This window comes from Mesorhizobium norvegicum (assembly GCF_004919685.1).
In the GTDB taxonomy this organism is placed as follows: Bacteria; Pseudomonadota; Alphaproteobacteria; order Rhizobiales; family Rhizobiaceae; genus Mesorhizobium; species Mesorhizobium norvegicum.
The window spans coordinates 1-13,176 of the sequence record NZ_SMYZ01000052.1 but is presented as its reverse complement, the minus strand read 5'-3'; the positions used below and the strand labels follow the sequence as shown (position 1 = coordinate 13,176).

Genomic DNA, 13,176 nt, shown 5'->3' with positions numbered 1-13,176 from the left:
CATTCGCGCCGGCGTGGGGCACAAAAATGAAAAGCCGGGCAAGCCCGGCTTTTCTGGTCGCGTGTGCCTGCGTAGGCCACGAAAATGAAAAGCCGGGCAAGCCCGGCTTTTCTGGTCTCAGAAAAGAAAAAGGCGCTTAGTTGACTGCGTCCTTGAGGCCTTTGCCGGCCGAGAACTTCGGCACGGTGCGCGCCGGGATCTTCACTTCGGCACCGGTCTGAGGATTGCGGCCGGTCGACGCCGCACGCTTTGACACGGTGAAATTGCCAAAGCCGACAAGCCGGATATCGCCGCCCTTCTTCAGTTCGCCGGTGATCACGGAAAATACCGCATCGACCGCCGACTGCGCGTCACCCTTCGAAATGCTCGCGGCGTCGGCGACAGCGGACACCAGTTCGTTCTTGTTCATAAAAATTCCCTTCCATGAGAACACCGGAACTATCGACTCATCCGGCAGGAAACGGACTTTAGAAAGAAGCGTTCCCGCAACCAAGTCGAAAAGGCAGGAAAAAAACGGAAAAAGCCCGGAATTCCGGGGTTTTTCACATGAAAAAGCCGGGCGCTGGGCCCGGCTCTCTGTTTGTGCACTGCAACCTTGGCGAAAACCAACGCATGGCCCCGAAAACCGTCGTCGGTTTTCGGAAAGGATCATGCGCAAGTCCAAAGTGTTAGAGCGTCCTTTGCGCGTCCAAGTGGACGCGCGGCGCTCTAATGCGCCAGCGTCTTTCCGGCATCGTCCGTGGTGTCGGTCGCGGCCGGAGGATTGACCGGTTCGACCCATTCGATCGGCTCCGGCATACGCACCAATGCATGGCGCAACACCTCACCGACCCGTGCGACCGGAATGATCTCCATGCCGTTCTTCACGTTGTCCGGAATCTCCGCCAGGTCCTTGGCGTTGTCTTCCGGGATCAGCACCTTCTTGATGCCGCCGCGCAATGCGGCAAGCAGCTTCTCCTTCAGGCCGCCGATCGGCAGCACCCTGCCGCGCAGCGTGATCTCGCCAGTCATCGCCACATCCGCCTTGACCGGAATGCCGGTCAGCACGGAGACGATTGCGGTGGCCATCGCGACGCCAGCCGACGGTCCATCCTTGGGCGTAGCACCTTCCGGCACGTGCACGTGGATGTCGCGCTTGTCGAACAGCGGCGGCTCGATGCCGAAATCGACGGCGCGCGAGCGGACATAGGAGGCCGCCGCCGAAATCGATTCCTTCATCACGTCGCGCAGATTGCCGGTCACCGTCATGCGGCCCTTGCCGGGCATCATGACGCCTTCGACCGTCAGCAGCTCGCCGCCAACTTCCGTCCAGGCGAGCCCGGTAACGACACCGACCTGATCGTCAGCCTCGACCTGACCGAAGCGGAAGCGCTCAACACCGAGGTAATCGGCGAGGTTCGCCGCCGTGATGTTCACCGTCTTCTTCTTCGTCTTCAGGATCTCGGTCACCGCCTTGCGCCCAAGCTTCATCAGCTCGCGCTCCAGGCTCCTGACGCCCGCTTCACGGGTGTAGGTCTGAACGATGGCGCGGATCGCGTCCTCCCCGACGGAAAACTCCTTCGGCTGCAGCGCGTGATCACGGATCACCTTCGGCATCAGGTGCCGCTTGGCGATCTCGATCTTCTCGTCCTCGGTGTAGCCGGCGATACGGATGATCTCCATGCGGTCCATCAAGGGCGCCGGGATGTTCAGCGTGTTCGCCGTCGTCACGAACATCACGCTCGACAGATCGTATTCGACCTCGAGGTAGTGGTCCATGAACGTCGAGTTCTGTTCCGGATCGAGCACCTCGAGCAACGCCGACGACGGATCGCCACGGAAGTCCTGGCCCATCTTGTCGATCTCGTCGAGCAGGAAGAGCGGGTTGGACTTCTTAGCCTTCTTCATCGATTGGATGACCTTGCCGGGCATCGAGCCGATATAGGTGCGGCGGTGGCCACGGATCTCGGCCTCGTCACGCACGCCGCCAAGCGCCATACGGATGAATTCGCGACCGGTCGCCTTGGCGATCGACTTGCCGAGCGAGGTCTTGCCGACGCCCGGAGGTCCGACGAGGCACAGGATCGGCCCCTTCAGCTTCTTCTGGCGGCTTTGCACGGCGAGATACTCGACGATGCGCTCCTTGACCTTGTCGAGGCCGAAATGATCGGTGTCGAGCACGTTCTGCGCGAAAGCCAGGTCCTGCTTGACCTTGGAGTTCTTGCCCCACGGGATCGACAGGATCCAATCGAGATAATTGCGCACGACGGTCGATTCAGCCGACATCGGCGACATCGTCCTGAGCTTCTTCAACTCGGCTTCCGCCTTTTCGCGGGCCTCCTTGGAGAGCTTGGTCTTCTTGATGCGCGCCTCGATCTCGGCGGCTTCGTCGCGGCCGTCCTCGCCCTCGCCGAGCTCCTTCTGGATCGCCTTCATCTGCTCGTTGAGGTAGTATTCGCGCTGTGTCTTCTCCATCTGGCGCTTGACGCGCGAACGGATACGCTTCTCCACCTGCAGGACGGAGATTTCGGCTTCCATGAAGCCCATCGCCTTTTCCAGCCGCTCCTTGACCGAGAGCGTGGCCAGCATTTCCTGCTTTTCAGGGATCTTGATGGCGAGATGCGAGGCAACCGTGTCGGCGAGCTTGGAATAGTCGTCGATCTGGCTGGCGGCACCCACCACTTCGGGCGAGATCTTCTTGTTCAGCTTGACGTAGTTCTCGAAGTCGGTGACGACGGAACGAGCCAGCGCCTCGACCTCGACCTCTTCCTCTTCCGGCTCGACCAGCGCCGCGGCGCGGGCCTCGTGGAAGTCGGGACGGTCGGTGAACGCGACGATTTTCGCGCGCGAGGCGCCCTCGACCAGAACCTTGACGGTGCCGTCGGGCAGCTTCAGCAATTGCAGCACGTTGGCGAGCGTGCCGATGTCAAAGATGGCATCGGGCTCGGGATCGTCGTCGGCGGCATTCATCTGGGTGGCAAGCAGGATCTGCTTTTCCTGACCCATCACCTCTTCCAGCGCCTTGATCGACTTCTCACGCCCGACGAAGAGCGGAACGATCATGTGTGGGAACACCACGATGTCGCGCAGTGGGAGGACTGCGAAGACGCCGTCGCTGGGAGCCTTGGATACTTTGGCCATTGTCCAACCTTTCATGTCGCGGCCGCCAATCAGCCAACCGCGAATCTTATATTAACGACCGGGGATCGTTCCGCCTACCACCGTTTGTGACGGGAGTTTTACAGCACAGAAATCGGGCACCTCGGCCTTCTCCAATTAGTTGGATGCACGATCCACAAAGATCAAGGGGCGAGTCCAAATCCGCACCTCCAACCTGCCCTGAAGTGACACATTTGCGACGCCAACACCGGGCGCTCCCGCAAAACCCTGCTCGACAGCAAAACGGCGCCTTGCGGCGCCGTTTCAGGATTTCGCTGCGGGCTCATGTCAGGCGCTGACATTGCCCTTCTTTTCCTTTTGCTCGGAGTAGATGTAGAGCGGCCGGGCACTGCCGGTCACCACCTCCTCCGAAATCACCACTTCGCGCACGCCTTCGAGTGCGGGAAGCTCGAACATCGTGTCGAGCAGGATCGCTTCCATGATCGAACGCAGGCCGCGCGCGCCGGTCTTGCGCTCGATGGCGCGCTTGGCGATGGCCGACAGGGCGTTCTCGTGGAAGGTCAGGTCGACATTCTCCATCTCGAACAGCCGCTGATACTGCTTGACCAGCGCGTTCTTCGGCTCGGTCAGGATCTGGATCAGCGCCGGCTCATCGAGGTCTTCCAGCGTCGCCAGAACCGGCAGACGGCCGACAAACTCGGGGATAAGACCGAACTTCAACAGATCCTCCGGCTCGACCAGGCGGAAGACATCGCCAGTGCGGCGATCCTCGGGCGAAGCGACGATGGCGCCGAAGCCGATCGAGGTCTTGCGGCCGCGATCCGAGATGATCTTGTCCAACCCGGCGAAGGCGCCGCCGCAGATGAACAGGATGTTGGCGGTGTCGACCTGCAGGAATTCCTGCTGCGGATGCTTCCTGCCGCCCTGAGGCGGCACGGAGGCGACGGTGCCTTCCATGATCTTCAGCAGCGCCTGCTGCACGCCTTCGCCCGACACGTCGCGGGTGATCGAGGGATTGTCCGACTTGCGCGAAATCTTGTCGATTTCATCGATGTAGACGATGCCGCGCTGGGCCCGCTCGACATTGTAGTCGGCCGACTGCAGCAGCTTGAGGATGATGTTTTCGACGTCCTCGCCGACATAGCCGGCTTCGGTCAGCGTCGTGGCATCAGCCATGGTGAAGGGCACGTCGATGATGCGGGCCAGCGTCTGCGCAAGCAGCGTCTTGCCGCAACCGGTCGGGCCGATCAGCAGGATGTTCGACTTCGCCAGTTCGACATCGTTGTTCTTGCCGGCATGCGCGAGGCGCTTGTAATGGTTGTGGACCGCCACCGACAGCACGCGCTTGGCGTAGGGCTGGCCGATGACGTAGTCGTCGAGAACCTTGAGTATCTCCTGCGGTGTCGGCACGCCCTCGCGCGACTTCACCATCGAGGTCTTATTCTCCTCGCGGATGATGTCCATGCAGAGCTCGACGCACTCGTCGCAGATGAAGACCGTCGGACCGGCGATCAGCTTGCGCACCTCGTGCTGGCTTTTGCCGCAAAACGAGCAGTAAAGCGTGTTCTTGGAATCGCCGCTGTTGTTGCCGACCTTGCTCATTTTCATGTCCTTTCATGGCCGCCCGCCGATGGTCTGGCTGAAAGGGCGCATACTCTATCTATCGCGGGAATCCGCCGCCGCCAGTGTGTCCCGGCTCCCGCAACGCATTCCGTACGAAACACAAATCAGAAAACGTGGCAATGATTCGCGACAACCCCGCATAAAGCTAAGCCGCCGAAACTCAACATAGCCTTAACGTAGGCAATCCTGTCCCCCGAGGGAACAGCCAATTGTGGCCGAAATGCCGCAAGACGAGCCAAAAGCGCGTGATGCCGCCGTCCAACTGCCAATAAGCCCTTATGCCACAGCGCCTTCAGGCGGCTCACGCGACGAAATGACCTTGTCGATGAGGCCGAAATCCCTGGCTTCGTCGGCGGTCATGAAATGGTCGCGGTCGAGCGTTCTTTCGATCTCTTCGTAGCTCTTGCCGGTGTGCTTGACGTAGACCTCGTTGAGGCGACGCTTCAGCTTGATGATGTCTTGGGCATGGCGCTCGATGTCGGACGCCTGGCCCTGGAAGCCGCCGGAAGGCTGGTGAACCATGATGCGGGCGTTCGGTGTGGCAAAGCGCATGTCCTTGTGGCCGGCAGTCAAGAGCAGCGAGCCCATCGAGGCCGCCTGGCCAATGCAAAGCGTCGACACCGCCGGCTTGATGAACTGCATGGTGTCGTAGATCGCCATGCCGGAGGTGACGACGCCGCCCGGCGAATTGATGTAGAGGTTGATTTCCTTCTTCGGATTCTCGGCTTCCAGGAACAGCAGCTGCGCGCAGACCAGCGTCGCCATGCCGTCCTCGACCGGACCGGTGATGAAAATGATGCGCTCCTTGAGGAGGCGCGAGAAAATGTCGTAGGCCCGCTCGCCGCGATTGGTCTGTTCGACCACCATCGGAACGAGGTTCATATAGGTTTCGACGGGGTTCTTCATTCGTTATCTCTTATCTCGCGGTGGGATTCCGGCGCCGGGAAGGCTGGCAGATCGGGCAGAATCGGTTCTGGATCGTTGTTCCGTAAATAGGATGCCGGCTCATCCTTGTGCAAGGCCGACCCCTCCTAGCCATCTGGGTAAGTCGAATCAAGGTTACATTTCACGGGATTCATCGACCTGTGCCGTGATCGTTCGGCGGTGTTGTCACCACCGTAGCAATTTCTTAACCGCATCGCTTAACGAAATGCGCCGAAATCGCTTTTCTCCGAGGCGGCTTCCCCTACAATTCAGCGTTGAACCTATGCGTAGAGTTCAACAGGGGGAGTATCATGTCTGGGAAAACCGCATGCTTCGCCATTGCCGGGCTGACCATGCTCGGCACGATTTCGCAGACGGCCGCCGGCGGCCGCGCCATCGAATGCTATGAACCCGTCCGAACGCCTGCCGTCTACGACACTGTCTATGAAGACGTGCTGGTCAGCCCGCCCGGCCAACAGGTCGACTATGTCCCCGCCATCTACGGCACCCGCGAACGCGTGGTGATGACCGTTCCGGCACAGGTGACCTACGAGGTCGTGCCCGCCGTCACCCGCACCGTCTATCATACGGTCCGCGTCGATGGCGGCGGCTATTCCTGGGAATGGCGCGTCATCCATGGCCGCAAGGTGCTGTGCAAGATCTGGCACAAGGCGCGCTATGAGCCCGTCGCCGAAACCGTCGTGATCCAGCCAGAACGCACGCGCCGTGTCGTCATCCCGGCGCAGTACGACAGCATCGCCGAGGAGGTGCTGGTGCAGCAGGAACAAAGGCGCGTCATCGATGTTCCCGCCTCGTATCAGACCGTGGCGCGCCGCGTGCTGGTCCGCGAAGGGTCTTCAGGCTGGCGGCGCGTGCATATTCCGAGGCATTGCCAGGATTAGGCTCGGAAAGCGCTTAGGCCACCTCAGCTCTGAGCCATGCCTTGAGGCCGACGATATCGCTATTGCCGACGCAGACGGCAACGCGCCGGCCGACCGCCGCGCCGAACTTGTAGCCGTGGCCGGAGCAGGCCGAGACGATCAGGCACTTGCCTTTTTCATGCGCCATGAATTTCTCGTCGGCGGTGAAAGTGTAAGCGCAGGTGACCACCTCGGTCACCTTGTATTCCTCTATGCGCGCGAGCGGCGGCGAAAACAGGTTGCGGATCGCCTCGCCCTCGCCGGCCACCGGCTGACGGTTCCAGTCGGCATCGCTGGTCGGCACCCTGTGCAGCCCGGAACCAAATTTCATGCCGGCGCCGCCGGAGGGCGGGATCACATAGCCGTCTACCGCGCCGCCGATATCGAGGACGACCGGTGAACCCTGCCAGGCGGCCTCGAGGTCGGCCGGCGGTTCGACATAGGCGAGTGCGGTTCGATAGGTCTTCAGCTCGCCACCCAGTTCCGGAAACAGTTTCAGCACCCAGGCGCCGGCGGTGACGACAATGCGGTCGGCTTGCATCGTCTCGCCGCTTTCGAGCACGATGTGACCGGCCTCAGCGTCGATAGCGGTAACCTTGCTGTGTTCGTAGACATTGGCGCCGTTGGCGCGCAGCCACTTTGCCAGGCCGGAGGCGATCTTGCGGCAATGCAGCGCGCCGCCTTCGGTCGAAAAATAAGCGTAGCGGAATGAGCCAGCTTCCAGGAACGGCCAGCGCTTCACGGCTGCATCCGGCTCCAGCAATTCGAAAGGAAAATTGCCCTCTTCCAGGCCTTCGCGGTATTCCTCGGCCTCGTCGCCGGGCTCGCGCGAAATGCAGACAAATCCGCGCGCATCGAGGTGGCTTTCGCCGAGATCGGCCCACATCTCGTCCCAGGCTTGATAGGCTTCGGTGATCAGCCGGCCGTAGCCGGTTCCGGCCCGGTAGGCGCGGCGGATGATGCGATGGTGGTCACCCGACGCGGCCAGTGGATTGGGGATCGGCCCCTGCTCGACGATCGAAACGCTGTGGCCTGCCCTGACCAGCGACCACGCCGTTGAGAGACCGGCAATACCCGCGCCGACAACGATCACATTCATCAAATCAGACTTTCCGCAGCCGTATCGGCTGGCTCAACGCATTGGGTTGCGGGCGCCAACATACGGTCTGGAACCCGGCTGGCAAGCTGCGCTATTGGTCTGGCATGAGCAAATTGACGCCACCCACCCTGGCCTTTGATCCAGCCACTCGCCGCCTGCGGTTGGACCCGCACGAGCCGGCCTTTTTTCAAAACCCTTATGAGGCCTATGCCTTTCTGCACGGCGCATCGAATGCATTCTTCTGGGAAGAATTCGGCTTTTGGTGCTTTGGCGGCTTCGATGACGTCAACCGGCTGCTGCGCGACCGCCGCTTCGGCCGCCAGAACCCGGCCGGCATTCCCGACAGCCGCGGCATCGGCGCGGATCGCACGCATCTCACGGCCTTCGACGGCATCGAAGCCAATTCGATGCTGGAACTTGAGCCTCCAGTCCACACGAGGCTCCGAACGCTGGTCAACCGCGCCTTCGTCTCGCGCCAGGTCGAACGGCTGCGGCCGCGTGTCGAGGCTCTGGCCAACGAACTGATCGACCGTTTCGAACCGGGCAAGGCCGTCGACCTGCTGCCGGCCTTCGCGGCGCCGCTGCCGATCACCATCATTGCCGAAATGCTCGGCGTGCCGGTCGAAATGGGGCCGCAACTGCTCGACTGGTCGCACCAGATGGTCGCCATGTACATGCACGGCCGCACGCGCGAAACCGAGGAGACGGCCAACCGCGCGGCGGGCGAATTCGCTGATTTTCTGCGCGGCTACGTCACCGAGCGGCGCAAGAACCCCGGCGACGACCTGTTGTCGCTGCTGATCGCGGCGCAGGAGGATGGCCAGAAACTATCGGAGGACGAGATGGTGTCCTCGGCGATCCTGCTGCTCAATGCCGGTCATGAAGCGACCGTGCATCAGACCGGCAATGCCGTCCGCTCGATCCTGGCGCAGGGCGGCGACCCGCGCCGCTTCTTCACCTCGCCCGAAGCGACTGCGGCAACGGTCGAGGAATGCCTGCGTTTTGACGCGCCGCTGCATATGTTCACGCGCTACGCCTATCAGGAGACCGAAGTCTCGCCCGGCATCGTCGTGCAGCAGGGGGAAACGATCGGGCTGCTGCTTGGCATGGCCAATCATGACCCGCGCGCCTTTTCCAAACCGCAAGCCTTCCGGCCCGATCGTGCGGACCAGAAGAACGTGTCGTTCGGCGCCGGCATCCATTTCTGCATCGGTGCACCGCTGGCCCGGCTCGAATTGCAGGTGTCGCTGAAAACCCTGTTCGAACGGCACCCAAAGCTGCATCTTGCCGAAGAGGCGCGCTTCCGCGACACTTACCACTTCCATGGGCTGGAAACGCTCGCCGTCGGCCTCTGACGATCGCGGGCCTGGGGCTGCCTCAGACAGTTCCCGGGGAAATAGGACGGCGACGCTTTGCCTGACATAACCGAGTTGAAATTCGCCTTCCTGGAAGAGCCGCCATTCTGCTTCATCGGCGCATCGGGCGAGGTTTCCGGCTGTGACGTCGAGCTTGCGCGCCGCCTCGGTGACATGCTCGGATTGGCGAGCTTCGAGCCGATCGAAACCGAATTCGCTGACTTGCTGCCAGGATTGATCGAGGGCCGCTGGACCATGACGACCGGCCTGTTCGTTTCCGAAGAGCGCAGGCAGCTTGTCGACTTCACACGGCCGATCTGGGCGTTGCAGGACGGGTTGCTGGTCGCGAAAGATAATCCGCGCGGGTTTCGCGGCTACCAATCCATTGCCGCGGACCGGACGGCGTTGATTGGCGTCATAACCGGTCAGGTTCAGCATCTTACGGCGTTGCACAACGGAATCGCGCCTGAGCAGGCCAGGATGTTTGCAACGCAGGCGGATGCGGCCGGCGCAGTGGCCAACGGCATGGTGCACGCCTATGCCAGCGTCGCGATGGCGCATCGAGGCTATCTGACCCAGTGGCCCGAAATGCCGCTTGGGCTAGTCGAGGTTCCCCCGGTTGAAAAGCAGCCGTCGGCAGGTGCCTTCGCGATCGCCAAGGGCAACAGCGCCCTGCTCCGGCGTATCGATTCCTGCCTTGAAGAGTTGCTGGGCAGCGACTGGCACCGGCAGATGATGGCGCGATACGGATTTTCAGACAGCGATATCGATCGGGTCATCTGATCCGTTCTCGACGCCTAAAGCGCGACGCGCTTTAGCTCCTTGTTTCTATGCATGTCGTTCTCCCAAAACCGGGCCACTTTTGGGCGACATGCATTACAGCTTGATCACATACTCCTTGCGAGTCGTTTCAAGCACTTCCCAGCTGCCCTTGAAGCCGGGCCTCAGCACAAAACTGTCGCCGGTCTTGACGGTGCGCGCTTGCCCACCGTCCTCCGCGATCACCGAAACGCCGGACAGGATGTGGCAGAACTCCCACTCGTCATAGACGATGCGCCATTTGCCCGGCGTCGATTCCCAGATGCCGGCATAGAGGCCGCCCTCCCGCTCCTCGACGTTCCAGGTGCGGAACTTCGGATCACCTGAAATCAGGCGATCCGGCGCAGGCGCGCTAGGCTCGGCCTCGACGCTGTTGGCGTCGAGGGAAAGGAAAGTCGCTGCGCTCATGAAAGGCTCCGTTGTAGCGGGCTTACCGTCCCCCTTTGTGAGGAAGGTCGTCAAGCGCACAACCCCGAAAATCGGATCGATTTCAGGAGGCTCCAGCTAGAAATCTGTGGCGTTCGGAACGCACCTCACTGTGTCGTATGTAGATCATACTCGCCGCGTGAAGCGTGCCGCCTCTTCCGAACCGCGGGTGGCGTCGCCGGCGCTGTAGGAATGAGCGCCGGCGCCGGCGAGCTTGCCGCCATCGACGATCAGATATTCCTCACGGATCGGCCGGCCTTCGAACCAGCATTCCAGAATTTCGCGGGTGCCCGCGGCGTAGCGCGCCTGGGCGGAGAGCGACGATCCTGAGATGTGCGGCGTCATGCCGTGATGCGGCATCGATCGCCACGGATGGTCCTTGGGAGCCGGCTGCGGGAACCAGACGTCACCGGCATAGCCAGCGAGTTGGCCACTCTCCAGCGCGCGGGCGATGGCGTCACGATTGCAGATCTTGCCGCGCGCCGTGTTCACCAGATAGGCGCCGCGTTTCATCCTGGCGATCATCGTCTCGTCAAAGAGGTTTTCCGTCTCCGGATGCAGAGGTGCATTGATCGTGACCACGTCGCAGACGCCGACCATGGATGCGGGGTCCTGGTGGAAGGTGACGCCAAGTTCTTTCTCGACCGCCTCAGGCAGGCGGTGGCGATCGGTGTAGTGCAACTTGACGTCGAACGGCTTCAGCCGGCGCAGCACCGCGCTGCCGATCCGGCCGGCACCGACGGTTCCGATCTGCATTCCCTCGATATCGTAGGAGCGTGCGACGCAGTCGGCGATATTCCAGCCGCCTTTCACGACCCACTGGTAGGACGGGATGTAGTTGCGCACGAGCCCCAGGATCATCATGATCACATGCTCGGACACGCTGATCGAATTGCAGTAAGTCACCTCGGCGACCGTGATGCCGCGGTCCATGGCGGCCTGAAGATCGACATGATCGGATCCGATGCCGGCGGTGATCGCAAGCTTCAGTCTGCTTGCCTTGGCTATTCGTTCTTCAGTCAGATATGCCGGCCAGAACGGCTGCGAGATCACGATTTCGGCGTCAACGAGCTCGCGTTCAAAAATACTGTCGGGACCGTCCTTGTCCGAGGTCACTACCAAGCTGTGGCCCGTGCTTTCGAGAAATTTCCTCAGGCCGAGTTCGCCCGACACGCTACCGAGCAAGACCCCCGGTTCAAAGTTGACGGCCTTCGGCGTGGGAAGTGTCTGGCCGCCGGGATAGCGGTCGAGCTTCGGCAAGCCATCGCGCGCATATTTTGTCGGATAACCGTCGACCGGATCGTCATAGAGGACGCAAACGACCTTTGCCATTGTGTATCTCCCTTCATCTGACAACGAAGAGGAAGACGCTCTGTTGTTAACGCTGCCGGCCAAAACGATGGTCAGCATCGCGATGCGCTGTTGAATTGCTGGTGGCTAGCAGACTCATCTGCCGGCGCTTCCTCATTCGGAAAGTTGTGCGCTCATTGCGTGTTAGGTGGAGGAGCCGGACGTGGTTTTCAAGGCCAGCGGGAGATGGCGGTGCCGCGTTCGATTTCCCTTGTCTCAGACCTCGCACGCCGTCTGCTGACAACAAATGCTTGATTCTATGCCGGCGTCGACCGCGACAAGAATGGCCTCTTTCCGATATCGCTATGCCCTCCCCACGCAGGGGGAGGGTAACGCGCTCAGACCTTGGCAAGCGCCTGTTCGAGGTCGGCGACGATGTCGTTGACGTCCTCGATGCCGATGGACAGCCGCACCGTGTCCGGTCCTGCCCCGGCCTTGACCTTCTGCTCGTCGGAAAGCTGGCGGTGCGTGGTCGAGGCCGGGTGGATGACCAGCGACTTGGTGTCGCCGACATTGGCCAAGTGCGAGAACAGTTCGAGCGCCTCGACGAATTTCACGCCGGCGTCATAGCCGCCCTTCAGCGCGAAGGTGAACACGGCGCCCGCGCCAAGTGGCGAGTACTTCTTCTGCAGCGCATTGTTCTTGTCGCTGGGCAGGCCGGGGTAGTTCACCGAGGCAACCTTGGGGTGATTGGACAGCCAGGCAGCGACCGTCACGGCGTTGTCGCAGTGGCGCTGCATGCGCAGCGGCAAGGTTTCCAGGCCGGTCAGGATGAGGAAGGCGTTGAACGGCGAGATCGCCGGGCCGAGATCGCGCAGGCCGAGCACGCGCGCGGCAATGGCGAAAGCGAAATTGCCGAAGGTTTCGTGCAGAACGAGGCCGCCATATTCGGGGCGCGGCTCCGACAGCATCGGGTACTTGCCCGACTTCGACCAGTCGAAGGTGCCGCCGTCGACGATGGCGCCGCCGATCGAATTGCCATGGCCGCCGATGAACTTGGTCAGCGAATGCACGACGATGTCGGCGCCGTGCTCGATCGGCCTGATCAGGTAGGGTGAGGCCAGCGTGTTGTCGACGATCAGCGGCAGGCCGTGCCTGCGCGCGATGTCGGCGATCTTCTCGATGTCGACGAAGGTGCCGCCCGGATTGGCGAGGCTCTCGATGAAGATCGCCTTGGTCCTGTCGTCGATCTGGCTTTCGAAGGTCGAGATGTCATTGGTGTCGGCCCAGCGCACCTCCCAGCCATAATTCTTGAAGGCATGGCCGAACTGATTGATCGAACCGCCATAGAGCTTGTTGGCGGCGACGAAATTGTCACCCGGCTGCATCAGATTGTGGAACACGATCACCTGCGCGGCATGGCCGGAGGCGACCGCGAGTGCCGCCGTGCCGCCTTCAAGGGCCGCCATGCGCTCTTCCAGCACCGCCTGCGTCGGGTTCATGATGCGGGTGTAGATGTTGCCGAAGGCCTTCAGCCCGAACAGCGAGGCGGCATGGTCGGCATCATCGAAGACGAAGGAGGTCGTCTGGTAGATCGGCGTGGCGCGCGCGCCGGTCGCCG

At 61.6% G+C, this 13,176-nt stretch carries 11 protein-coding genes; 3 read left to right on the top strand and 8 right to left on the bottom strand.

All coding sequences use genetic code 11. The features are described from left to right. Window positions 1–136: 136 nt before the first annotated feature. From hupB to clpP, 4 genes are all read right to left on the bottom strand, one after another. Window positions 137–409 (bottom strand): DNA-binding protein HupB, encoded by a 273-nt coding sequence (gene hupB / locus FCU66_RS21440; RefSeq protein WP_135900784.1) that lies wholly within the window; start codon window positions 407–409, stop codon window positions 137–139. Between the two features lie 299 nt (window positions 410–708). Then, entirely contained in the window at window positions 709–3,120 is a 2,412-nt protein-coding gene (lon, locus tag FCU66_RS21435; RefSeq protein WP_136618734.1) for an endopeptidase La, read from the bottom strand. 306 nt (window positions 3,121–3,426) lie between these two features. After that, a complete protein-coding gene (gene clpX / locus FCU66_RS21430; RefSeq protein ID WP_023759839.1) occupies window positions 3,427–4,701 on the bottom strand; it encodes an ATP-dependent Clp protease ATP-binding subunit ClpX in 1,275 nt (424 codons plus the stop codon). 297 nt (window positions 4,702–4,998) lie between these two features. After that, window positions 4,999–5,628 carry an ATP-dependent Clp endopeptidase proteolytic subunit ClpP gene (gene clpP, locus FCU66_RS21425; protein WP_056594216.1) on the bottom strand — a complete coding sequence of 210 codons (630 nt, stop codon included), beginning with the start codon at window positions 5,626–5,628 and terminating at the stop codon, window positions 4,999–5,001. 329 nt (window positions 5,629–5,957) lie between these two features. On the opposite strand from clpP, the gene FCU66_RS21420 reads away from it, so the two are divergent. After that, the gene (locus FCU66_RS21420) at window positions 5,958–6,548 is read left to right on the top strand and encodes a hypothetical protein (RefSeq protein ID WP_136618733.1); all 591 of its coding nucleotides are present in this window, start codon (window positions 5,958–5,960) and stop codon (window positions 6,546–6,548) included. Between the two features lie 13 nt (window positions 6,549–6,561). Here the strand turns inward: FCU66_RS21420 and FCU66_RS21415 are convergent, their stop codons facing one another. After that, window positions 6,562–7,665 (bottom strand): NAD(P)/FAD-dependent oxidoreductase, encoded by a 1,104-nt coding sequence (locus tag FCU66_RS21415; protein WP_136618732.1) that lies wholly within the window; start codon window positions 7,663–7,665, stop codon window positions 6,562–6,564. Between the two features lie 104 nt (window positions 7,666–7,769). Here FCU66_RS21415 and FCU66_RS21410 point away from each other — a divergent pair, with 104 nt between their 5' ends. Continuing rightward, window positions 7,770–9,020 (top strand): cytochrome P450, encoded by a 1,251-nt coding sequence (locus FCU66_RS21410; RefSeq protein WP_136618731.1) that lies wholly within the window; start codon window positions 7,770–7,772, stop codon window positions 9,018–9,020. A gap of 57 nt (window positions 9,021–9,077) precedes the next feature. Continuing rightward, on the top strand, window positions 9,078–9,803 hold the full coding sequence (locus FCU66_RS21405; protein ID WP_246093982.1) for a transporter substrate-binding domain-containing protein: 726 nt from the start codon (window positions 9,078–9,080) through the stop codon (window positions 9,801–9,803). Between the two features lie 93 nt (window positions 9,804–9,896). Here FCU66_RS21405 and FCU66_RS21395 read toward each other — a convergent pair whose 3' ends face one another. The 3 genes from FCU66_RS21395 to FCU66_RS21385 form a co-directional block, all read right to left on the bottom strand. Continuing rightward, on the bottom strand, window positions 9,897–10,247 hold the full coding sequence (locus FCU66_RS21395) for a cupin domain-containing protein (protein WP_136618730.1): 351 nt from the start codon (window positions 10,245–10,247) through the stop codon (window positions 9,897–9,899). Between the two features lie 144 nt (window positions 10,248–10,391). Then, on the bottom strand, window positions 10,392–11,597 hold the full coding sequence (locus FCU66_RS21390; RefSeq protein ID WP_136618729.1) for an NAD-dependent formate dehydrogenase: 1,206 nt from the start codon (window positions 11,595–11,597) through the stop codon (window positions 10,392–10,394). A 356-nt stretch (window positions 11,598–11,953) separates the two neighbouring features. Then, a partial coding sequence (locus tag FCU66_RS21385) for an O-acetylhomoserine aminocarboxypropyltransferase (protein ID WP_136625442.1) occupies window positions 11,954–13,176 on the bottom strand: 1,223 nt, incomplete at its 5' end.

Excerpts from the sequence above, each read along its gene's own strand:
- clpX (WP_023759839.1), bottom strand. The coding sequence starts at position 4,701 with ATGAGCAAGGTCGGCAACAACAGCGGCGATTCCAAGAACACGCTTTAC.
- FCU66_RS21415 (WP_136618732.1), bottom strand. The coding sequence starts at position 7,665 with ATGAATGTGATCGTTGTCGGCGCGGGTATTGCCGGTCTCTCAACGGCG.
- lon (WP_136618734.1), bottom strand. The coding sequence starts at position 3,120 with ATGGCCAAAGTATCCAAGGCTCCCAGCGACGGCGTCTTCGCAGTCCTC.
- FCU66_RS21410 (WP_136618731.1), top strand. The coding sequence starts at position 7,770 with ATGAGCAAATTGACGCCACCCACCCTGGCCTTTGATCCAGCCACTCGC.
- FCU66_RS21420 (WP_136618733.1), top strand. The coding sequence starts at position 5,958 with ATGTCTGGGAAAACCGCATGCTTCGCCATTGCCGGGCTGACCATGCTC.
- clpP (WP_056594216.1), bottom strand. The coding sequence starts at position 5,628 with ATGAAGAACCCCGTCGAAACCTATATGAACCTCGTTCCGATGGTGGTC.
- FCU66_RS21395 (WP_136618730.1), bottom strand. The coding sequence starts at position 10,247 with ATGAGCGCAGCGACTTTCCTTTCCCTCGACGCCAACAGCGTCGAGGCC.
- hupB (WP_135900784.1), bottom strand. The coding sequence starts at position 409 with ATGAACAAGAACGAACTGGTGTCCGCTGTCGCCGACGCCGCGAGCATT.
- FCU66_RS21390 (WP_136618729.1), bottom strand. The coding sequence starts at position 11,597 with ATGGCAAAGGTCGTTTGCGTCCTCTATGACGATCCGGTCGACGGTTAT.